General features: G+C 63.9%; 19 protein-coding genes and 1 tRNA gene. 11 read left to right on the top strand and 9 right to left on the bottom strand.

Annotated features, from left to right (window positions below):
• Window positions 1-261: 261 nt before the first annotated feature.
• Window positions 262-2,301: a TonB-dependent siderophore receptor gene (locus CT676_RS04600; protein WP_205124591.1), complete on the bottom strand. Its 2,040-nt coding sequence runs from the start codon at window positions 2,299-2,301 to the stop codon at window positions 262-264.
• A gap of 504 nt (window positions 2,302-2,805) precedes the next feature.
• Here CT676_RS04600 and CT676_RS04595 point away from each other — a divergent pair.
• Entirely contained in the window at window positions 2,806-4,062 is a 1,257-nt protein-coding gene (locus tag CT676_RS04595; RefSeq protein WP_135214017.1) for a PepSY-associated TM helix domain-containing protein, read from the top strand.
• Between the two features lie 189 nt (window positions 4,063-4,251).
• Here CT676_RS04595 and CT676_RS04590 read toward each other — a convergent pair.
• Window positions 4,252-4,338, bottom strand: a tRNA-Leu gene (locus tag CT676_RS04590).
• Between the two features lie 163 nt (window positions 4,339-4,501).
• Between CT676_RS04590 and CT676_RS04585 the strand changes: the two genes are divergently transcribed.
• Entirely contained in the window at window positions 4,502-5,467 is a 966-nt protein-coding gene (locus tag CT676_RS04585) for a complex I NDUFA9 subunit family protein (RefSeq protein WP_135214016.1), read from the top strand.
• 126 nt (window positions 5,468-5,593) lie between these two features.
• Here CT676_RS04585 and CT676_RS04580 read toward each other — a convergent pair whose 3' ends face one another.
• The 3 genes from CT676_RS04580 to CT676_RS04570 all read right to left on the bottom strand — a co-directional run bounded on the left by CT676_RS04580 (window position 5,594) and on the right by CT676_RS04570 (window position 8,571).
• Window positions 5,594-6,334 carry an SDR family oxidoreductase gene (locus CT676_RS04580; protein WP_135214015.1) on the bottom strand — a complete coding sequence of 247 codons (741 nt, stop codon included), beginning with the start codon at window positions 6,332-6,334 and terminating at the stop codon, window positions 5,594-5,596.
• A gap of 3 nt (window positions 6,335-6,337) precedes the next feature.
• Window positions 6,338-7,663 carry an FAD-binding oxidoreductase gene (locus CT676_RS04575; RefSeq protein WP_135214014.1) on the bottom strand — a complete coding sequence of 442 codons (1,326 nt, stop codon included), beginning with the start codon at window positions 7,661-7,663 and terminating at the stop codon, window positions 6,338-6,340.
• Window positions 7,664-7,764: 101 nt separating this feature from the next.
• A complete protein-coding gene (locus CT676_RS04570) occupies window positions 7,765-8,571 on the bottom strand; it encodes an undecaprenyl-diphosphate phosphatase (protein WP_063980219.1) in 807 nt (268 codons plus the stop codon).
• A gap of 169 nt (window positions 8,572-8,740) precedes the next feature.
• On the opposite strand from CT676_RS04570, the gene CT676_RS04565 reads away from it, so the two are divergent.
• From CT676_RS04565 to CT676_RS04555, 3 genes are all read left to right on the top strand, one after another.
• A complete protein-coding gene (locus CT676_RS04565) occupies window positions 8,741-9,433 on the top strand; it encodes a glutathione S-transferase family protein (protein ID WP_063980220.1) in 693 nt (230 codons plus the stop codon).
• Window positions 9,382-10,557: a tRNA epoxyqueuosine(34) reductase QueG gene (queG, locus tag CT676_RS04560; protein WP_135214013.1), complete on the top strand. Its 1,176-nt coding sequence runs from the start codon at window positions 9,382-9,384 to the stop codon at window positions 10,555-10,557. Before CT676_RS04565 ends, queG begins: the two co-directional genes overlap by 52 nt.
• Window positions 10,558-10,741: 184 nt before the next feature.
• Window positions 10,742-11,539 carry an acyl-CoA thioesterase domain-containing protein gene (locus CT676_RS04555; protein ID WP_135214012.1) on the top strand — a complete coding sequence of 266 codons (798 nt, stop codon included), beginning with the start codon at window positions 10,742-10,744 and terminating at the stop codon, window positions 11,537-11,539.
• A 66-nt stretch (window positions 11,540-11,605) separates the two neighbouring features.
• Here the strand turns inward: CT676_RS04555 and CT676_RS04550 are convergent, their stop codons facing one another.
• Together CT676_RS04550 and CT676_RS04545 are read right to left on the bottom strand one after the other, a co-directional pair.
• On the bottom strand, window positions 11,606-12,073 hold the full coding sequence (locus tag CT676_RS04550; RefSeq protein ID WP_135214011.1) for a nuclear transport factor 2 family protein: 468 nt from the start codon (window positions 12,071-12,073) through the stop codon (window positions 11,606-11,608).
• 192 nt (window positions 12,074-12,265) lie between these two features.
• Window positions 12,266-13,054: an alpha/beta hydrolase gene (locus tag CT676_RS04545; RefSeq protein WP_135214010.1), complete on the bottom strand. Its 789-nt coding sequence runs from the start codon at window positions 13,052-13,054 to the stop codon at window positions 12,266-12,268.
• 248 nt (window positions 13,055-13,302) lie between these two features.
• Between CT676_RS04545 and infC the strand changes: the two genes are divergently transcribed.
• Window positions 13,303-13,842, top strand: a complete 540-nt coding sequence (gene infC, locus CT676_RS04540; RefSeq protein ID WP_071917037.1) for a translation initiation factor IF-3 — start codon at window positions 13,303-13,305, stop codon at window positions 13,840-13,842.
• Between the two features lie 62 nt (window positions 13,843-13,904).
• Here infC and CT676_RS04535 read toward each other — a convergent pair whose 3' ends face one another.
• Window positions 13,905-14,309: a hypothetical protein gene (locus CT676_RS04535; RefSeq protein WP_085404991.1), complete on the bottom strand. Its 405-nt coding sequence runs from the start codon at window positions 14,307-14,309 to the stop codon at window positions 13,905-13,907.
• Between the two features lie 271 nt (window positions 14,310-14,580).
• On the opposite strand from CT676_RS04535, the gene rpmI reads away from it, so the two are divergent.
• Window positions 14,581-14,781 (top strand): 50S ribosomal protein L35, encoded by a 201-nt coding sequence (gene rpmI, locus CT676_RS04530; protein ID WP_008539890.1) that lies wholly within the window; start codon window positions 14,581-14,583, stop codon window positions 14,779-14,781.
• A gap of 88 nt (window positions 14,782-14,869) precedes the next feature.
• A complete protein-coding gene (gene rplT / locus CT676_RS04525; RefSeq protein WP_014490867.1) occupies window positions 14,870-15,229 on the top strand; it encodes a 50S ribosomal protein L20 in 360 nt (119 codons plus the stop codon).
• A 26-nt stretch (window positions 15,230-15,255) separates the two neighbouring features.
• On the opposite strand, the gene CT676_RS04520 is transcribed toward rplT, so the two are convergent.
• Complete coding sequence (locus tag CT676_RS04520; protein WP_028148823.1) at window positions 15,256-15,663, bottom strand: hypothetical protein; 408 nt, start codon at window positions 15,661-15,663, stop codon at window positions 15,256-15,258.
• A gap of 136 nt (window positions 15,664-15,799) precedes the next feature.
• On the opposite strand from CT676_RS04520, the gene pheS reads away from it, so the two are divergent.
• Genes pheS through CT676_RS04505 form a run of 3 tightly spaced genes read left to right on the top strand, consistent with a single transcriptional unit; the run spans window position 15,800 to window position 20,054 of the window.
• Window positions 15,800-16,882: a phenylalanine--tRNA ligase subunit alpha gene (gene pheS / locus CT676_RS04515; RefSeq protein ID WP_038932708.1), complete on the top strand. Its 1,083-nt coding sequence runs from the start codon at window positions 15,800-15,802 to the stop codon at window positions 16,880-16,882.
• Entirely contained in the window at window positions 16,879-19,287 is a 2,409-nt protein-coding gene (gene pheT, locus CT676_RS04510) for a phenylalanine--tRNA ligase subunit beta (RefSeq protein WP_135214009.1), read from the top strand. Before pheS ends, pheT begins: the two co-directional genes overlap by 4 nt.
• Entirely contained in the window at window positions 19,284-20,054 is a 771-nt protein-coding gene (locus CT676_RS04505; protein WP_135214008.1) for a sulfite exporter TauE/SafE family protein, read from the top strand. Before pheT ends, CT676_RS04505 begins: the two co-directional genes overlap by 4 nt.
• The last annotated feature ends 51 nt before the right edge of the window (window positions 20,055-20,105 follow it).

Here is a 20,105-nt window from a genome sequence, read left to right as displayed (position 1 = left end):
CGCGTCGGGTCGGCGGGGCCGCGCCCCTTCGTTGCGCATTTGAGGTCACGCAACACAAGGATGCGATTTATCTATCTGGAAATGCTGGGTATCCAGAAAAAGCTGGCGCCCCGGAAAGGACTCGAACTTTCACGGCCGCGAAGGCACCTGAAGCCAGAGCGTCTACCAATTCCACCCACCTGCGCGCCGTTTGGGGCACGGAGGCGGTTACCATGGTTCGGTGACGCGCTTGGCGCAGGACGATGCGCCTCTCTGGCAGCGTCAGAAGTCAACCGTCATTGACAACCACAACGTACGCGGCATGCCGCTGATCACATAACCAGTCGGATTGCCGATCCAATAGCGTTTGTCGAAGAGGTTCGTGAGCGATGCACGGAACGTGGTGGGTCGTCCCGCCAGCTGGGTTGCGTAACGTGCACCAATGTCGAACGTCATCCAGGCCGGAACACTTTGGATGTTGTCAGCGCTGACATAGGCTTGGCTGGTGTAGATGGTACGCGCCGTCGCGGTCAGCCCGGGCAGGAACGGAGTGTCCCACTCGACACCGAGATTGCTCTGCCATTCCGGTGCGCCGATGGCACGGTTGCCATCATGGAGGTGCCCTTCAGTCTTTGTCAGCCGCGCGTCAAGGTAAGTCACCCCTCCCAGGACGCGGATCCCGGGCCCGACTTCACCGAACGTATTGAACTCGATGCCCCGGTTCCTTTGCTCACCATCGAGACTGAAGATCCTGGTAACCGGATCGGTCGCGCCGCTCGGCAAGCTGATCTGGAATGCCGCGAGGCTCGCGCCGAAGCCTCCGAGATCGAGCTTGGTTCCGACTTCATACTGCTTTGTCTTGAAGGGCGCGAACACCGCATTGGTGTTGGCGGCGCCGGACGGCGGCGTTGGTCCAGGCGTGAGGCCTTCGATGTAGTTGGCGTAGAAGGACAGCTCCTTGATCGGCCGAACCAGCAGCGCCACGGAAGGCGACGTGGCGCTCTGATCGTAGTGAGTCGTTTCCAGGCCGCTCACGGGGGCATAGCTGTTCGCGATGACCTGCTGCTGTCGCGCTCCGACGATCACCTGAAGCATCCCGTTCATCATCGAGAGCGTATCGGCAACGCCGACACTTCTCAGACCGAGGAAATCCGACTTCCCCTCAGGGAATGAAGACACCGGGGTGCCCGGACTCGCCAGCAGGGTCGGCGTGTAGATGTTGGTAAGATAGTTTCCGTAATTGGTCTGACCGAGCCAGTCAGTGCGGTTCATGGCGCTGCCGCTGACAACGACCTCATGACCGACCGGACCTGTGTCGAAACGCGCCCGCACGCCGGCTTCGCCCGATACGCCGTCGTTTTTGCCGGTCTGGAAGCGAGAGGTCGAGAGGGCATCGCCTGCCGTGTTTAGAATGGTGGCGCCGGGGGCTTCCTGCTTGTCGAAGGTGAATTGGTTGGCGCCGATTGCGCCGAACACGGTGACATTATTCGACACATCATATTCGGCGCGCGTAAGCCCGGTGAGGCTCTTCGCGCGGGCATAGTCGAACGGCTGGGCGAGGTTGATGCGGGGGTCTGGAGCATTCGGCACCGCGATGCCAGTGACGGGCGTGTAGCCGCGAGCTGCCGCTTTCATCCAGTCGTCCTGATAGATGACATCGGCGGACCACCTGAAGCGCTCGCCCCGATAGTCAACGCCAAGCGAACCGACTCCGTCGCGTACCGACTGACGGTCGATCGTCGTATTGCCGCCATCGATCCCGCCGTTGAAACGAACGCCCCATTCGCGCTGTTCGCCGTAGCGGCGCGCCACGTCGATTTCCGTGCCAAACCGCGCATTCGAGATGTAGCCGGCAGTCAGACGCGTCAGGTCCTCGTTTGCCCGTTTGGTCACGACATTGACGCTGCCGCCGATGCTGCCGGACGGAGCCATGCCATTGAGGAACGCCCCGGGTCCCTTGAGCAGTTCGATGCGCTCGATCGGCGCAGGGTTGATCCGGTAAGCCGGCACGAGGCCGTACAGCCCATTCAGCGCGATCTCGCTGTTCTCGACCCGGAAGCCGCGAATGGTCAGCGCGTCATAGCGATTGCTGCTGCCGATCGCCGCCCGTACTGACGGATCGGAATTGGTCAGGACCTCGGCGACACTGGTCGCCTGCTGATCGCGGATGGTCTTTTCCGTGTAGCTCGTGAGGCTATATGGCGTTTCCATATAATCCCTGTTGCCGAGCAGGCCGACCTGTCCGCCCCTTGCGACTTGCCCTCCAACATACGGCACCGGCAACGCTGCCTGTTTTGCTCCAAGCGTGGCAGGCGCGCTCATCACTGGCGCGTTCTCACGTCGCTCTGCCCGCCGCGTCGTCGCAGCGCGCGATGTATTGGATGACCGCTGTCGCCGCGCGAGAGAGGCTCGCTGCTCAGGCGCGACGACGGTCACGGGAGGGAGTGACTGTCCGGACGTCGCCGATTGTTGGCGGCCCGACTGCTGTGCGACGGATGAGGTCGTGGTCAAAAACACTGACACGCACGCAAGCCCGAATGCGCGCGAGAAGGTCACGTCGTTAAGCATGCAGTCCCCGGAGTCTTTTCTTCTTGATGCCCCGTCCCAGACACGAATCGCTTGGGACGAGAGCGAATAAGCATTCGGGAAATTCCATGCCAACTAGAAGGCGTCTAAGCTTCCAGGTGATCCTGGCGCGCCGCTCTACGTTTCGATTTCACATCGCATCGATTGTTGGTAAGCGCGAAAGCCTTTTGCTGCCGCCCGAACGCACGATTCGAAAAACTTCGTAAGACCGCAACGCGCCGGATGTGATCGTGACGAGCCATGAGGCAGACCGCGCGAAACCACCGCGGTCAATTGTCACAGACGCGCAATTGCTGGGGACTCAAGACCCGACATGACATCGCTACTGGTAAATGCGTCGCGTACCGCCGCGCGGAAGCGACCCAACATGCGATCGCTGCGGACGTGGGCCGGCACCACCGCTGGACGAGCATCATCTCGACGCTGTTCCTGCTGATCCTCTCGCTGACGGGCTTGCTGCTGATATTTCAAAAGGAGATCGACGAGGCGTTTGGTTCATCGGGAATGTTGGCCGAAGTCCCGGAAAGCAAGGGCGCGCCAACGCTTGATTCCATCGTCGCGGCAGCGCTGGCGCGACACCCCGGCGATACGATGATCTCACTCGAATTTGCAAAGCGGTGGCCAATCGTAGAGACGCGCTCAGCGCCAACTCCGGATGGCGGCCCCACCCAGATCCACCGCGAGGCGATCGACCTTCGCACCGGTCAGCTCACAACGATGCCGCAACGACGTAGTCCCGTGATGCAATTCCTGCATACGCTGCACGCGGATTTGTATCTGGGGCTGCCCGGCGGCTTGTTACTTGCCGGCATGGCACTCGTCGTCATCGCCTCTGTCGTCTCGGGCTTGATACTCTATCCGCCATTCGTCCGCCGATTTGGATTTGGCACGGTTCGCACGAACAAGAGCCGAAAACTATTGTGGCTCGACCTGCACAATCTGACGGGCATCATTACGATGGCATGGCTGCTCCTCGTTGCCACGACCGGAGCAATCAACACCCTGCATGGCCCCGTTTCCACGTCGGTAAGGACGGCCATGTCCGACGAGATTCGGCGGCGGGTCGTCATGACACAGGCAGGGCGAATGGACGAGGTCGATCGGCCTGGGTCAATCGAAGCTGCGATTGCTGCTGCCCGCGGCAAGGTGCCAGCAGCACGAGTGATGTCGTTGTTGTTCCCGAACGCTGAGATCAGTCCGTCCAACCACTACGTGGTTCTGATGAAGGACGGACAAATGATGACACAGGAGCTCTTCTACGCGGTGCTCATCGACGCCCATACCGGTGGCGTGTCTGATGTATTCGAGCCGACGGGCGTTACGAAGGCGCTGCTGATTGCCGAGCCGTTGCATTTTCCGACGACGTTTCCCGGCCTGGCGCCCAAGCTCGTCTGGGCGTTTTTCGACATCGTGACGATCATGGTGCTGGTGAGCGGCTTGTATTTGTGGGCCAGCAAACCGGGCGGTCGCATCCAACGCAAACGCCCTGCGAAATAGGATGCGCTGGTGCCGACACGGCGAGCGTATTCTTGCAAGCCAGGAGCCCGCGGCCGCCATCCTCGCCAGAGGGAACGGATGGGTTGAGCGCGCTCGCCGGGCGAGACAAAACCACGCGTGGCCAAGGGAGCCGTCCAAGCAGGCAGATGGGGCTCAACTAACTGGAATTGCTCATTTTCCAGAATTGTATGGTGCCCAGGAAAGGACTCGAACCTTCACGGCCGTTAAGCCACTGGCACCTGAAGCCAGCGCGTCTACCAATTCCACCACCTGGGCATGCCGTTTGGGGCACGGAGGCGGTTACTACGGTTCGGTGACGCGGTTGTCAAATGCTGCTTGGCACCTGCGCGGCGATGCGGATTGCGCATCGCAAACCGGCCCGATACAAGCCTGATAACACGCACTCTTTCCGCAGGAATGGACCCCAGGAATGGATCCCATGGCATCGAATCTGGAAACTCTCGTCACGGTTTTCGGCGGATCGGGGTTTTTGGGCCGGAATGTCGTCCGCGCGCTGTGCCGGCGGGATTACCGGGTCCGGGTCGCGGTGCGGCGGCCGGAACTGGCCGGGTACCTCCAGCCGTCTGGCAAGGTCGGGCAGGTCCACACCGTGCAGGCGAATCTGCGCTATCCGGCCTCGGTCGAAGCGGCGCTGCGTGATTCGGATATCGTGATCAATCTGGTCGGCATCCTCACCGAGGGCGGCGCGCAGAGCTTTGACGCCGTCCAGGCCAGGGGCGCCGAGACCGTCGCCAAGGCGGCGGCCGCCGCCGGCGCGCGCCTGGTGCATGTCTCCGCGATCGGCGCCGATGCGGAATCGCCCTCGCGCTATGCCAAGGCCAAGGCGGCCGGCGAAGCGGCGGTGCTGGCCGCGGTGCCCTCGGCCACCATCTTCCGTCCCTCCGTGATGTTCGGCCCCGAGGACCAGTTCACCAACCGTTTTGCCGCGCTGGCGCGGATGTCGCCGGTGCTGCCGCTGATCGGCGGCGAGACCAGGATGCAGCCGGTCTATGTCGGCGACGTCGCCACCGCGATCGCGGATGCGGTCGACGGCAAGGCCAAGGCGGGCGCGACCTACGAGCTCGGCGGGCCGGAAGTGCTGACCATGCGCGAGATCATCGAGGCCATTTTGGCCATCACCGACCGCAAGCGGGCGCTGGTCCCGCTGTCGTTCGGCCTTGCTCGCTTCCAGGCCAACTTCCTGCAATTCGCGCCGGGTGCGCTGAAGCTTACGCCGGACCAGGTCACGCTGCTCGAGCACGACAATGTCGTGTCGGAGGCGGCCAAGGCGGCGGGGCTGACGCTGGAAGGCCTCGGCATTGCCGGGGATTCGCTGGAGGCCATCGCCCCGCAATATCTCTGGCGTTTTCGCGCGGCCGGGCAGTTCCAGCGAATGAGCGTTTGAGGTTTCCGCAGCGTCATGGCCGGGCTTGACCCGGCCATCCACGTCTTTCTCACCGCGGCCACCAAGAACGTGGATGCCCGGCACAAGGCCGGGCGTGACGAGACTGTGGTGTGGGTCGCAACCGCCTCAGAACTTCAGCTTCTTGAAAATCGCTTCCGGCAGCGTCTTGATGATGAGCATCACGAGACGCCATTTGCCGCTGACATAGACGACGTCGGTCTTCTTCTCGACGGCGTTGAGGATCGCATCGCCGACGACCGGCGCCTCGACGGTGAGCGGGCCGATCAGCTTCATGCCCTCCGTCATTTTCGTGCGGACGAAGCCGGGTTTTACGGTGACGACATGGACGCCGCCGCGGCTGGCGCGGGCGCGCAGGCCCGACAGGAAGGCGGAGAAGCCTGCCTTCGCCGAGCCGTAGACATAATTGGAAGCGCGGCCGCGATCGCCGGCGACCGAGGACACGCCGACAATCGTGCCATTGCCGCGCGCCAAAAACTTTTCCGCGAACAGGCCGAGAATCAGCGAGGGGCCCTCGTAATTCGAGCGCATGATCGTGGTGGCGTGCGCGAGATCGCTCTCGGCATTTTGCTGCACGCCCAGTAGGCCGACGATCGAGATGACGACATCAGGCAACGCAGCAAGGCCGCTCACAAAACCCTCGAACGAAGCGGTATCGAGCACATCGAATGTGTGGAGGCCAACCTCGACATTGTAGCGCGCGCGCAGATCGGCGGCGTCAGGCTCCAGTGCGGCGACGTCACGGCCCGCGAGGGCGACATCGTATCCGGCCTTGGCAAAGGCGCGCGCGGCGGCGCGGCCGATATCGGAGGAGCCACCGAGCACAATTGCGGACTTGCGTGACGTCACGGCTTAAACCTCATCGAACAGGCGTTGTGAAAGTTTTGAGCGGATGGTCCCGGCGGGATCGAGCGATTTGCGGATCGCGTTGAAGCGCCGCAAGGCCGGATAGCCGGCTTCGAACGTGGCGCGCGACTGGCGTGCATCCTTGGCCAGATAAAGCCGGCCACCGGCGGCGACGACCAGGCGATCGATCTCGTCGAGGAAATTCAGGATGTCGCCCTTCACCGGGAAATCCAGCGCCAGCGTGTAGCCGGGCAGCGGGAACGACAGGATGCCGTCGCCCTGGCCGAGTTTCTTGAGCACCGCGAGGAAGGAGGCATCGCCGCGCCGGGCGACGCGATCGAGGATCTCGCCGAGCACGGCGCGGGCGCCCAGCTCCGGGATCACGCATTGATGCTGGAGAAAGCCGCGCCGGCCGTAGATGCGGTTCCAGTCGGCGATGCTGTCGAGCGGGAAGAAATACGGATAGAGCGAGACCACATGACTGCCCCCGGCGCGCCTTGCACCCATGCGGTAGTAGAGCTCGTTGAAGGCGCGGATGCTGTAGCGGTTCAGCGTCATCGACGGCAGGTCGACGGGCACCGCGAGGCCGGGATTTTTGCCGGCGGGAAATGCACCGGCGCCGTCGGCAATCTCGCCCGTCCTTGCGTGCTCGCCGAGATAGACCAGCGAGCGGCCGAGATCGCCGCCGCGTGCGGCACAATCGATCCAGGCCACCGAATAGGTCGCGGAATCGCCCGCATCGAGCGCGCGCATCGCGGCGTCGAGATCGGATGCGGAGATCACCCGCTCGCGGATCCACCCCGTTTCGACCGGTCGTAGCCGCATCGTCGCCTCGAGGATCACCCCGGTGAGGCCCATGCCGCCGACGGTCGCGAAGAAGGCATCGGGGTTCTGCTCGCGCGAGGCCTCGATGGTCTCGCCCTGCCCGGTGCGCAGCAGGATGCTGTCGACATAGCGGCCGAAACCGCCCTCGCAATGATGGTTCTTGCCGTGGACATCGGCGGCAATGGCGCCGCCAACCGAGACGAAGCGCGTTCCGGGAACCACGAAGGGCAGGAAACCGCGCGGACCAAAGGTGTCGATCAGGTCCGACAGCAGCACACCGGCTTCGAGGCGGATGCGTCCGGTCACGGGATCGAACGACCGGACCCGGTCGAACCCCGTCATCGCGATGGTTCTGATGGCGCCGATCGCGGCATCGCCATAGGCGCGGCCATTACCCCTGGCCACGGAGCCCGTCACCACGGCTTCGCCCACGGCCTCGAACGACCGCGGCCGCAGCAGCTCGCTATCGACGACCGGGAAACGCCCCCAGCCGCTGACGAGGGTCATGGCTCAGCTCCTGTGCCGGGCGCGCGCCGCCCTGCTCTGGAAACTGCCTACCGATCAAAAGCTTATATTGCGTTGAGGCGCGTCAGTGAGTTTTCGAGAGGTTAACGGCCGAGCGCCAGTGCGATCAGGCCGAGCGTGCCGACGATCACGCGCCACCAGGCAAACACCGCGAAGCCGTGGCGGGTGACGTAGCTCAAGAACGTCTTCACCACGATGATCGCGGTGATGAACGACACCACGAAGCCGATCGCGACGATGCCCATGTGGTCCATCGTCATCTCGGAGCGGTTCTTGTAGAAATCGTAGGCGAACGCGCCGATCATGGTGGGGATGGCGAGGAAGAACGAGAACTCCGCCGCCGCGCGCTTGTCGGCGCCCAGAAACATCGCGGCGACGATGCTGGCGCCGGAGCGCGACACGCCCGGGATCATCGCGATGCACTGCGCAATGCCGATATAGAGATACATCAGCAGCGGAAAGCGGGTGGCGTCATGCTCGCGCGCCTTGAGATCGAGCCGATCGACCCACAGCAGGATGGCGCCGCCGACGATCAGCGAGAAGCACACGACCCACGGATTGAACAGCAGGCTCTTGATGTATTTGCCGGCGACGAGGCCGACGATGACCGCGGGCAGGAACGCCACCAGCACGCCGATCACGAAGCGGCGCGCATAGGCGTCGCCGGTGAACATGCCGATCGCGACGTCCCACAATTTCTTGAAGTACAGCACGACGATCGCAAGGATCGCACCGAGCTGGATCAGAACGGTAAACGAATCCCAGAAGGCGCCTTCGCCGAGATGGAAGAAGCGCTCCGCGAGCAGAAGGTGGCCGGTCGAGGACACGGGAAGGAACTCGGTCACACCCTCGATGATGCCGAGGATCACTGCCCGTATTGCGTCTGACATATTTACGGTCCATTTCCGCTGGAAAAGCGGGGCTCTTCTCGCCTATTCGTCCTGCTCTCGCAATCGCAAAATGCGACGTCACGCCCTTGCCTCGCGGTTTTGAAGGACTAGTGTGGCGCAGCACAAACATTGATGGATTCTTAATCACCATCAAATAGTCAAAGGCTTCATGTTTACGCTGTTTCATCATCCGTTCTGCCCGCACTCGCGTTTCATCCGCCTGATCGCGGGAGAATACGGGCTCGAATTGCGGCTGGTCGAAGAACGCAGCTGGGAGCGGCGCGAGGCATTTCTGCTGCTCAATGCGGCCGGCACCACGCCCGTCCTGGTGGACAAGGAACAATCGCCCATACCGGGCGCGGCGATCATCGCCGAATATGTCGACGAGGCCTATGGCGCCGACATGGGACCGAAGCGCCTGATGCCGGAAACCGTCGCCGAGCGCGTCGAGGTGCGCCGGCTGATGGCCTGGTTCAACGAGAAATTCTTCGAGGAGGTCTCGCATCCTCTGGTCACCGAGCGCATCTACAAGCGCTTCATGAGCGAGGAGAACGGCGGCGGCGCACCCTCGGCCGACGTGATGCGAGCCGCCAAGGCCAACGTGCGCTATCATCTGGCCTATATCGGCTGGCTGGCGCAGACGCGGAACTTCCTCGCCGGCGACCGGCTCACCTACGCGGACCTCGCCGCCGCGGCGCATCTCTCGGCGATCGACTATCTGGGCGACGTGCCATGGAGCGAGGACGACGCAGCAAAGGCGTGGTACGCGCGGGTGAAATCCCGCCCGTCGTTCCGTCCGCTGCTGAGCGAATGGCTGGCGGGCGTGCCGGCATCGCGGACCTACGTGGACCTCGACTTCTGAACTCGGATCCGACCGAATTGAAGACGGCGCTTGCAAACGAGGCACGCGCGCTCGGCTTCGACTGCATCGGCATCACCGCATCCGGCACGATCGAGAACGCCGGGAAGCATTTTCTCGAATTCATCGCCTCGGGCGGCCATGGCGACATGGACTGGCTTGCAGCACACCCCGAGCGCCGCGTCGATCCGCGCGGGCTGTGGCAGGACGTGCGCAGCGTCATCATGCTCGGCGTCAATTACGGGCCCGACCAGGATCCGCTCGCGATCCTGCAGCAGCGCACGCGCGCGGCGATCTCGGTCTATGCGCAGGGCGACGACTATCACGATCTCATCAAGAAGCGCTTGAAGGCGCTGGCGCGCTGGCTGGTGGCGACCGCGCCATCGGACGTCAAGGTGTTCGTCGACACCGCGGCGGTGATGGAGAAGCCCTTGGCGCAGGCCGCGCATCTTGGCTGGCAGGGCAAGCACACCAATCTCGTCTCGCGCGAGTTCGGCTCCTGGCTATTCCTCGGCGCGATCTACACGACGCTCGAGCTGCCGCGCGACGACGCCGAGATCGATCATTGCGGCTCGTGCCAGGCGTGCCTCGACATCTGCCCGACGTCGGCGTTTCCGGCGCCCTACAAGCTCGATGCACGGCGCTGCATCTCGTATCTCACCATCGAGAACAAGGGACCGATCCCGCGCGAGCTTCGCAAAGCCATCGGCAACCGCATCTATGGCTGCGACGATTGCCTTGCGGCCTGTCCCTGGAACAAGTTCGCGCAGGAGGGACGCGAGGCAAAGCTCTCCGCGCGCGACGAATTGCGCGCGCCGTCGCTCGCCGAACTCGCACGGCTCGACGATGCATCGTTTCGCGCGCTGTTCACGAAGTCGCCGGTCAAGCGCATCGGCCGCGACCGGTTTTTGCGGAATGTGCTGATCGCGATTGGTAATTCCGGTGAGGCGATGCTGGCGGAGGAGGCGCGGCGATTGCTCGGCGATGAGAGCGCGTTGGTGCGTGGCGCTGCAGTGTGGGCGCTGGAGCAGCTGGTGTCGCGGGAAGAGTTCGATGCAATGAAGTCCGCGGCGGCGAGCATAGAGCGTGACGAAAGCGTGCGTGAGGAGTGGCAAGCCGCTTCCTAATTCTCGGTGTCATGCCCCGGCTTGACCGGGGCATCCAGTACGCCGCGACTTATCGGTTCAATCACGACCGCCTCGGAGTACTGGATCGCCCGGTCAAGCCGGGCGATGACCGCGGTGTTGTTGCTTGCCGCGCGCGTCTCACCGCCCCTTGATTTCCTCACGCGTTTCCTCAAAGTCGCGCGTCATGACAAACATGCCTTTCTTCACCCGCGACGGCGATACATTCCATCCGACGGAAGTGGCCAACGGTCCCTGGGATCCGAAATCGCTGCACGGACGCGTCATCGTCGGACTGCTCGGCTTCGCCATCGAGGAGCGCCATTCCGGCCCCGAATTCGTCCCCGCGCGGCTCACGGTCGACATGTTTCGGCTGCCGACCATCGACAAGCCGATCGAGGTGACGACGCGGCTGGTGCGCGACGGACTACGCATTCGCGTGGTCGAGGCCGAATTTGTCTCCGGCGGCGTCAGCATGGCGCGTGCCTCGTGCCAGCTGCTGCGCAAAACGCAAAATCCGGACGGCAACGTCTGGTCGCCGCCGAACTGGGACGTACCGAAGCCGGACGACATTCCCAAGCCCACCGATCCCAGGCTCGGCATGAACGGCAAATGGACGACGCGGCCGATCGTCGGCCATATGGGCTCGCGCGGTCCGCGCCGGCTCTGGATGAGCGAGGTGCGCGAGCTCGTGGCCGGCGTTCCGATGACGCCGTTCGTGCATGTCGCTGTTGGTGCCGACTTCGCGAGCCCCTTTGCGAATGCCGGCGACAAGGGGCTCGGCTACATCAACAGCGACGTCACGATCTATCTGCATCGGCTGCCGGTGACGAACTGGATCGGCTTCGACGTGGTCAATCACCAGGCGACCGACGGCGTCGCGATCGGCGAATGCTGGCTCTACGACGAGCAGGGCCAGATCGGCACCGCCACCGTCGCCGCGCTGGCACAGCGCAAGCCGATGGCGAATCCGTCGAAGCGATAGTCGTTACTGTCATTCCGGGGCGCGCGCAGCGCGAGCCCGGAATGACAAGAGGAGAGGGCCGCGCGGCTACGCCAGATGCCGCTGCATCTCAGGCCGCGCTTTCAGCTCGGCGCCCTGCTTGCCGACGATCTTCGCAATCCGTTCCGGCGCAAACTTCAGATCGACGAACGCCGGCGCGGTGTTGGCGACCTCGTGATAGCTCACGATCTTGCCGTCGCGCAGCGTCATGATCGCGACGCCCTCGAACATCGCCCGCGCGCCGTTCGCTTCGGCCAAGGTCGAGCGATAGCTGAAGGTGTAGCGCGCATAGAGCGTGGTGCCGTCGGTCACGGGGTCATGCATGTCCCAGCGGAAATCGGTCGCCGTGCGATAGAACCAGTCGTCGACCATCGCTGCGATCTTTTCGCGGCCTTCGAAGGCGCCGTAGAAGACATCGTGATAGACGCCGTCCTCGGTGAAGAGATCCGCGAAGGCTTTTCCGTTACGCTGTTCAACGGCGTCGCAGAAGGTGCGCAGCATCGTGGTGGCGGTCATTGTATTTGCCTCCCAGTGTTTCTTGTTGTGCCCTCTCCCCTTGTGGGAGAGGGCAGCTCCGCTCGTTGACACGCATTCACCTGGGTGAGGGGTCTGTCTCCGCGAGTCCAACTCTCATTCGGACGTGCAGAGACAACCCCTCATCCGGCGCTTCGCGCCACCTTCCCCCACAAGGGGGGAAGGAAGAAACTCTCACCCGATCTCGGCCACCGCGGCAAGAATGCGGGCGATGTCCTGCGGGCGGGAGAGGCGGTGATCGCCGTCCTGGATCATGGTCAGCACCACGTCGTCGGCGGGCAGGCGATGCGTCAGCGCGAATGCGTGCTGCCAGGGCACATCCGGATCCTGCGCGCCCTGGAGGATGCGCACGGGACAGCCGAGATCGATGGCGCTGCCGAGCACGAGGTGATTGCGGCCCTCCTCGATCAGATTCCGCGTGATCGGATAGGGCGAGCCATCGCCATAATCCGACGGCCGCAGCCAGAAGCCCTTGGTCTCGATTTCCTTCTTCACCGCGGGCGAAAAATTCTTCCACATCAGCTCCTCGGTGAAGTCGGGCGCCGGCGCGATCAGCACCAGGCCCGCAAGCGACGCTTGACTGGCCCGCTTCCTGATCTCGCGCGCGAGCAGCAGCGCCATCCAGCCGCCCATGGAGGAACCGATCAGGACCTGCGGGCCGTCGCAGAACCGCTCGAACACCGCCACGCTGTCCTCGAGCCAGCTTCCGATGGTTCCATCGGCGAAATCGCCGCCGGATTCGCCATGGCCGGAGTAATCGAACCGGACCGCGGCGCGGCCATGGTCCGCGGCCCAGGCATCCAGCGCCACGGCCTTGCCGCCCTGCATGTCCGACTTGAACCCGCCGAGCCAGACCAGTCCGGGTCCTCGACCGGCGCGGCTGCGCACCGCGATCCTGCGTGCGGACGGGCCCTCGCCCACATCGATGAAGTCGAGCACGGCTTCGGGAATTGCATTGCTCATGGAACGTTTACTCTGGTTGTTCGGTTTGAACTGTCTGGATGCGTTCCGAGGCCCAGCCCAGCATCGCTATTGCCCTTTGGGACGCTTGCGGAACAGAAGCAAGGTGTCTATGTCCTGCAGCGTGCCCATGGGCGTGACCAAAATGCCTCGCATTTGAGGCTTTTTCGCCTCCCGCACGCGACTTGCTTGCCCGCAAACGCATCTTCCTTCAGACTAGCCGCCTCTTTCACAATTTTGGAGAACCACCCATTCGCCGTCCCAATAAAGCCCCGCCCGTTGCCAGCAAAGACGGGCCGCGCATCAATGATGATATTCGCAATGCGCAAATCCAGCTGATCGATCAGACCGGTGACAACAAGGGCACGGTCGAAACCGTCATGGCCATCCGCATGGCCCAGGAAGCTGGCATGGATCTGGTCGAGATTTCGCCGAATGTCAGCCCTCCCGTCTGCAAGATCATGGACTACGGGAAGTACAAATATTCCGCCCAGAAAAAGGCCGCCGAAGCCCGCAAGCGGCAGAAGATCGTCGAGATCAAGGAGATCAAGCTCCGCCCGATGATCGACGACCACGATTACGACGTGAAGATGCGCGCGATGCAGCGGTTCTTCGAAGAGGGCGACAAGGTCAAGATCACGCTGCGCTATCGCGGCCGCGAAATGGCGCACCAGGAGATCGGCACCAAGCTTCTGGACAAGATCAAGAACGACGTCGCCGAGCTCGCCAAGGTCGAGCAGGACGCCAGGTTCGAGGGCCGTCAGGTCGTCATGGTGCTGGCGCCGCGCTGACGCCGGCTCTTCAGGACTGAGAGTTCAACGGCCCGTCCGGATTCCGGCGGGCCGTTTGTGTATCAGGACCGGGTCGCATGCCAGATGCCGCTGCAGCGGTCGCCGGAAATGATGCCGTTCCAGGAGCCTGCACCGGCCACCCCGCCGAGCCGGCCGCCTCCACTGGCGTGGGACGCGCCGACCGAGACCTGGACCGCGACGGCGCCGCCGCGACGAACCGTGCCGGAGACCCGGCCACCGCCGGCGGACGACACCCGGCCGCCGGTAACGGTGAAGGGGACACTGTAACCGGAACTGCAATTGCCCCGCGTGGTGGCGAAAGTGACATTCCAGATGCCGTCATAGCTGCCGATACGGGCGTCGGCGGTCGAGGGCAGCATGGCCGTGGCGAGCACGGCAAGCAGCGCCAAGCGGCGCGGGCGGGCGAGGTCCGTCAAGGACGAAAGCGATCGGGGAAAATGGGCCATTTTGGTCTTGCTCCAGGCGACACGGCTTGGACATATGGGTGGTAACTCCGAATAGTCGCCGGGCAGGTTTCGGCGGTTCAGCGTTGCCATTTGGCTTGTCCTCTGTCATAAGCCCAGCCTTCATCGCCCGGCTGATTAAGGGCTGCCGTGGCGGTGTCCGTGTGGGTTTCGCGCTTGTTCGTAAAACCTGAGCACAATCAACGCTCTAACGAGCATTTTTGACGGCCAGCCGCCTTCGCGGGCGGATTTCTGTGGCCATTAGGAGAGCCAAATGCCCAAGCTGAAGACCAAATCGGGCGCTAAAAAGCGCTTCAAGGTGACTGCTACCGGCAAAGTGATGCACGCCCAGCGCGGCAAGCGTCACGGCATGATCAAACGGACGAAGAAGCAGATCCGTCAGCTGCGCGGCACTCGCGTGCTGTTCAAGACCGACGGCGACAACGTCAAGAAGTACTTCTTGCCGAACGCCTGATCGCGTCCAAGATCGTCGAAGATCATTGCCACCTCCGCCGCGCTCGCGCGGCGATCCGAAAACCAAGTCATCTCTGAAGGATTTTGTCATGTCTCGCGTCAAACGCGGTGTGACCGCCCACGCCAAGCACAAGAAAGTCTACAAGGCCGCCAAGGGCTTCTATGGCCGCCGCAAGAACACCATCCGCGCCGCCAAGCCGGCCGTGGAAAAGGCCCAGCAGTACGCGTTCCGTGATCGCAAGCGCAAGAAGCGGACTTTCCGCGCGCTCTGGATCCAGCGTCTCAACGCCGCTGTGCGTCCGTTCGGCCTGACCTACAGCCGATTTATCGACGGTCTCGCCAAGTCGGGCATCACCGTGGACCGCAAGGTGCTGTCGGATCTCGCGATCCACGAGCCTGCGTCGTTCCAGGCGATCGCCGAGAAGGCCAAGGCTGCGCTGGCCGCCTAAGCGGCTGCTTCAGAGCAAGCCCAGCACTAACGGCCGGCTCCGCCGGCCTTCAGCGCACGTCGCGAGTAACGCTGGGCGACCTCCGCCCGGCAGAAGGCCGTGGCCGAGATATACATGGTGCCGGACTTGTTCCGGTACTTCCGGTCGCAGACCCGCAACTCGCGCTGATAGCTGAGCTTCTGCGGCGTTCTCAGCCGGCCGACAAAATCGGCCTCGCACTTCTTCTCGACCGCTTCGCCGAATTGCACGTCGCCGCTGGCGCCGTATGCGCAAGCATCGAACAGCGTCATGGCACGGTCGCAGCTCGGCGCCGCGTTCAGGACCGCGATGATGTCATCCATCGACGTCGATTTGGCCGGGCATTCCTCCGCGGCGTGAGCCGCGCTCCCCAAAAGAACCAAGCTCAAGCCGACCACCCAGGATCGTAAACGCATCGTCTTCTCCCTCGACTTCAGGTTGGTGCCAGCCATGCCTATAGGGTTCAAATGCCCTGCATTTACGACGGCTATACGGCTTGACGTTCCGGCCCGGCTGCGGCCACAACCGGCAGCGTTTTGAAAGGATCCGACCGTGTCCGACCTCGCCAGTCTCGTCCAATCCATCCTCGCGCAGATCAGCGCTGCCGGGGACGAAGCCGCCCTCGAAGCCGTCCGCGTCGCGTCCCTCGGCAAGAAGGGCTCGATCTCGGCCTTGCTCGCAACGCTCGGCAAGATGTCGCCGGACGAGCGCAAGACGCAAGGCGCCGCGATCAACCAGGCCAAGGACGAGGTCACCCAGGCCCTCGCCGCGCGGCGTGACGTGCTGAAGTCGGCGGCGCTCGATGCGCGGCTCGCATCCGAGACCATCGACGTCACCCTGCCGCTGCGCGATGCGCCGACTGAAGCCGGCCGCATCCATCCGCTGAGCCAGGTCTGGGACGAGTTGACGACGATCTTCGCCGACATGGGATTCTCGGTCGCGGAAGGCCCCGACATCGAGACCGACGACTACAACTTCACCAAGCTGAATTTTCCGGAAGGCCATCCCGCCCGCGAGATGCACGACACCTTCTTCTTCCATCCGAAGGAGGACGGCTCGCGCATGCTGCTGCGAACCCACACCTCGCCGGTGCAGGTGCGCACCATGCTGAGCCAGAAGCCGCCGATCCGCGTGATCTGCCCGGGCCGCACCTACCGCATCGATTCGGACGCGACCCACACGCCGCAATTCCACCAGGTCGAAGGCCTCGTCATCGACAAGCACTCGCATCTCGGCCACCTCAAATGGATCCTGCACGAGTTCTGCAAGGCGTTCTTCGAGGTCGACCACATCAACATGCGCTTCCGGCCGTCGTTCTTCCCGTTCACCGAGCCGTCGCTGGAAGTCGACATCCAGTGCCGCCGCGACAAGGGCGAGATCCGGTTCGGCGAGGGCGAGGACTGGCTCGAGATTCTCGGCTGCGGCATGGTGCATCCGAACGTGCTGCGCGCCTGCGGCATCGATCCCGACGAGTACCAGGGCTTTGCCTGGGGCATGGGCATCGACCGCATCGCCATGCTGAAATACGGCATCGCCGATTTGCGCCAGCTGTTCGACAGCGACGTCCGCTGGCTGTCCCATTACGGCTTCAAGCCGCTCGAAGTGCCGACGCTTGCGGGAGGACTGAGCTCGTGAAATTCACCCTCTCCTGGCTGAAGGATCATCTCGACACCGACGAGCCCCTGGAAAAGCTCGCCGACAAGCTGACCATGATCGGGCTCGAGGTCGAGAACATCGAGGACAAGGCGAAGGCGCTGAAGCCGTTCACCATCGCAAAGGTGATCTCGGCCGAGCAGCATCCGAATGCGGATCGCCTGCGCGTCTGCATGGTCGACACCGGCGATGGTGGCGCACCGGTGCAGGTCGTGTGCGGCGCGCCGAATGCGCGCACGGGCCTGGTCAGCGTGTTCTCGCCGCCGGGGACCTACATTCCCGGCAAGGACATCACGCTCGGTGTCGGCACCATCCGCGGCGTCGAGAGCCGCGGCATGCTGTGCTCGGCGGCCGAACTCCAGATCTCCAACGACCATGACGGCATCATGGAGCTCCCGGCGGATGCGCCGATCGGTGCTGCTTACGCCGCATGGGCGGGCCTCGGCGATCCCGTGGTCGAGATCAATCTGACGCCGAACCGGCAGGACTGCACCGGCGTACACGGCATCGCGCGCGATCTCGCTGCCGCCGACATGGGCAAGTTCAAGGACCCCACGATCAAGCCGATCAAGGGTGAATTCCCGTGCCCCGTGAAGGTCGCGGTCGAGGACGCCACGCTGTGTCCGGGCTTCGCGCTGCGCCTCGTGCGCGGGGTGAAGAACGGGCCGTCGCCGGAATGGCTGCAGAAGCGGCTGACCGCGATCGGGCTGCGTCCGATCAATGCGCTGGTCGACATCACCAACTTCATGACCTACGACCGCGCCCGTCCGCTGCACGTGTTCGACGCCAAGAAGGTGAAGGGCAATCTCGTCGTGCGCCGCGCCCGCGATGGCGAGACGCTGCTGGCGCTCGACGGCCGCACCTACAATCTCGATCCCGCCATCTGCGTGATCGCGGACGAGCACGGCGTCGAATCGCTCGCCGGCATCATGGGCGGCGAAGCCTCGGGCTGCGACGAGAACACCACCGATGTGCTGATCGAATCGGCGCTGTGGAACGAGATCAACATCGCCCAGACCGGCCGCAAGCTCAGCATCAATTCGGACGCGCGCTACCGCTTCGAGCGCGGCGTCGATCCGGCCTTCATGGTGCCGGGGCTGGAGCTCGCGACCAAGCTCGTGATGGAGATGTGCGGCGGCGCGCCGTCGGAGAACGTCGTGGTCGGAAAGGCCTTCGGCGACGACCGCGTGATCGATTTTCCGGTTACCGAGGTCAAGCGGCTCTCCGGCATCGAGGTGCCGCAGCCCGAGATGAAGCGTATCCTGACCCATCTCGGCTTCATGATGGCCGGACCGGGTCCGGTGGTGAAGGTCGCGGTGCCCTCGTGGCGCACCGATGTGCATGGCAAGGCCGACATCGTCGAGGAGATCGTGCGCATCTACGGCGTCGACAAGGTGCCGATGACGCCGTTCGAGCGCGGCGAGGACGCGCGCAAGCCGGTGCTGACGCCGCTGCAGCTCCGCACCCGTCGCGCCAGGCGCGCACTCGCGAGCCGCGGCATCATCGAAGCGGTGACCTGGTCCTTCATCACCAAGTCTGCCGCAACCCTGTTCGGCGGTGGCCAGCGCGAGCTCGAAGTCGCCAACCCGATCGCCTCGGATCTGTCCGACATGCGGCCGACGCTGTTGGCGGGCCTGATCGCGGCGGCGCAGGCCAATGCCGATCGCGGCTTTGGCGATGTCGCGCTGTTCGAGGTCGGCCAGCTGTTCAAAGGCGACCGCCCGCAGGATCAGTTCATGGCGGCCAGCGGCGTGCGCCGCGGCTTTGCTTCGTCCGAAGGTCTGGGACGGCATTGGTCGGGTTCGGCGCAGGCCGAATTGTTCGACGCCAAGGCCGACGCGCTCGCGGTGCTTGCCGTTGCCGGTGCACCGATGCAGGCGCTGCAGATCGTCGCGGGCGGACCAACCTGGCTGCATCCGGGTCGCTCGGGCACGATCCAGATCGGCCCGCAGAACGTGCTCGGCTATTTCGGCGAGATGCATCCGCGCGCGCTGGAAACGCTCGGTGCCGATGGCCCGCTGATGGTGTTTGAGGTGATCCTGGATCGCATCCCCGAGGCGAAGAAGAAGCCGACCCGCGCCAAGCCCCTGATCGAGCTGTCGGCCTTCCAGCCGGTGTCGCGCGACTTTGCCTTCATTGTCGACCGCACGGTCAAGGCCGGCGACATCGTTCGCGCCGCCCAAGGCGTCGACAAGAAGCTGATCACCGGCGTGAATGTCTTCGACGTCTACGAGGGCAAGGGCATCGATGACGGCAAGAAGTCGATCGCGATCGCCGTGACGATCCAGCCGCGCGAGAAGACGCTGACCGATCAGGAGATCGAGGCCGTCGCCGGGAAGATCGTGGCGGAAGTCACGAAGAAGACCGGCGGCGTCTTGCGCGGATGACCCTTGCGGATGTTCTTCCGAAGGACGTCAGCCTCACCATTGCGATGGCGCTCTGCGCCGTCGCTTTCGTTTCAGGTACCGCGCGCGGCTTCTCCGGCTTCGGCTCGGCGCTGATCTTCATGCCGCTGGCGAGCAGCATCGCGGCGCCGCGTCTCGTTGCCGCGCTGCTGCTCGTGATCGATTTCGTCGCGGCCCTGCCGCTGCTGCCCAACGCGTGGCGGAAGGCGGACCGCAAGGCCACCGCGGTGATCGTGCTGGGCGCGCTGGTCGGCGTGCCCATCGGCACTTATTTCCTCAGCGTGCTCGAGCCCGTCACCACGCGCTGGATCATCTCCTGTTTCGTTGCTGCGCTGTTGCTGCTGCTGCTGTCCGGCTGGCGCTATCGCGGCAAGGACCACGCCTGGCTCTCGGTCGGCATCGGTGGCCTCTCGGGCTTCTGCAGCGGTCTGGCGCAGACCGGCGGCCCGCCGATCGTCGGCTACTGGCTCGGCCGCCCCATCGCGCCGATCGTCGCGCGCGCCAATATCGTGCTGTTCTTCGGCGCGTCGGATTTCTTCTCGATGGTCAGCTACGCGACAACCGGCCTGATCTCACGCGAATCGCTGGTGCTGTCGCTGATTGTCGGCCCGGTCTATGCGATCGGCGTCGCGTTCGGTGCGTCGCTGTTCGGCCGCGCCAGCGAAAAAGTGTTTCGCGCGATTTGCTACGGTCTGATCGCGATGGCGGTGATCGCGGGGCTGCCGGTGCTGGACGGGATTTTGCGCTAGAGCCTTTCCCGTTCCGATGGAATCGGAACGGGGCTCTAGATTCTTGTTTTG

It is taken from the genome of Bradyrhizobium sp. MOS001 (genome assembly GCF_004634465.1).
Classification (GTDB): Bacteria; Pseudomonadota; Alphaproteobacteria; order Rhizobiales; family Xanthobacteraceae; genus Bradyrhizobium; species Bradyrhizobium barranii.
The sequence above is the reverse complement of the archived record's forward strand: the minus strand, read 5'-3'. Positions and strand labels throughout refer to the sequence as shown.

Coding starts and splice junctions, on each gene's coding strand:
- CT676_RS04555 (WP_135214012.1), top strand. CDS start 10,742: ATGACAAACATGCCTTTCTTCACCCGCGACGGCGATACATTCCATCCG.
- CT676_RS04570 (WP_063980219.1), bottom strand. CDS start 8,571: ATGTCAGACGCAATACGGGCAGTGATCCTCGGCATCATCGAGGGTGTG.
- rplT (WP_014490867.1), top strand. CDS start 14,870: ATGTCTCGCGTCAAACGCGGTGTGACCGCCCACGCCAAGCACAAGAAA.
- CT676_RS04535 (WP_085404991.1), bottom strand. CDS start 14,309: ATGGCCCATTTTCCCCGATCGCTTTCGTCCTTGACGGACCTCGCCCGC.
- CT676_RS04545 (WP_135214010.1), bottom strand. CDS start 13,054: ATGAGCAATGCAATTCCCGAAGCCGTGCTCGACTTCATCGATGTGGGC.
- CT676_RS04520 (WP_028148823.1), bottom strand. CDS start 15,663: ATGCGTTTACGATCCTGGGTGGTCGGCTTGAGCTTGGTTCTTTTGGGG.
- CT676_RS04595 (WP_135214017.1), top strand. CDS start 2,806: ATGAGGCAGACCGCGCGAAACCACCGCGGTCAATTGTCACAGACGCGC.
- CT676_RS04585 (WP_135214016.1), top strand. CDS start 4,502: ATGGCATCGAATCTGGAAACTCTCGTCACGGTTTTCGGCGGATCGGGG.
- CT676_RS04600 (WP_205124591.1), bottom strand. CDS start 2,301: ATGAGCGCGCCTGCCACGCTTGGAGCAAAACAGGCAGCGTTGCCGGTG.
- CT676_RS04550 (WP_135214011.1), bottom strand. CDS start 12,073: ATGACCGCCACCACGATGCTGCGCACCTTCTGCGACGCCGTTGAACAG.
- CT676_RS04575 (WP_135214014.1), bottom strand. CDS start 7,663: ATGACCCTCGTCAGCGGCTGGGGGCGTTTCCCGGTCGTCGATAGCGAG.
- rpmI (WP_008539890.1), top strand. CDS start 14,581: ATGCCCAAGCTGAAGACCAAATCGGGCGCTAAAAAGCGCTTCAAGGTG.
- queG (WP_135214013.1), top strand. CDS start 9,382: ATGGCTGGCGGGCGTGCCGGCATCGCGGACCTACGTGGACCTCGACTT.
- CT676_RS04565 (WP_063980220.1), top strand. CDS start 8,741: ATGTTTACGCTGTTTCATCATCCGTTCTGCCCGCACTCGCGTTTCATC.
- CT676_RS04505 (WP_135214008.1), top strand. CDS start 19,284: ATGACCCTTGCGGATGTTCTTCCGAAGGACGTCAGCCTCACCATTGCG.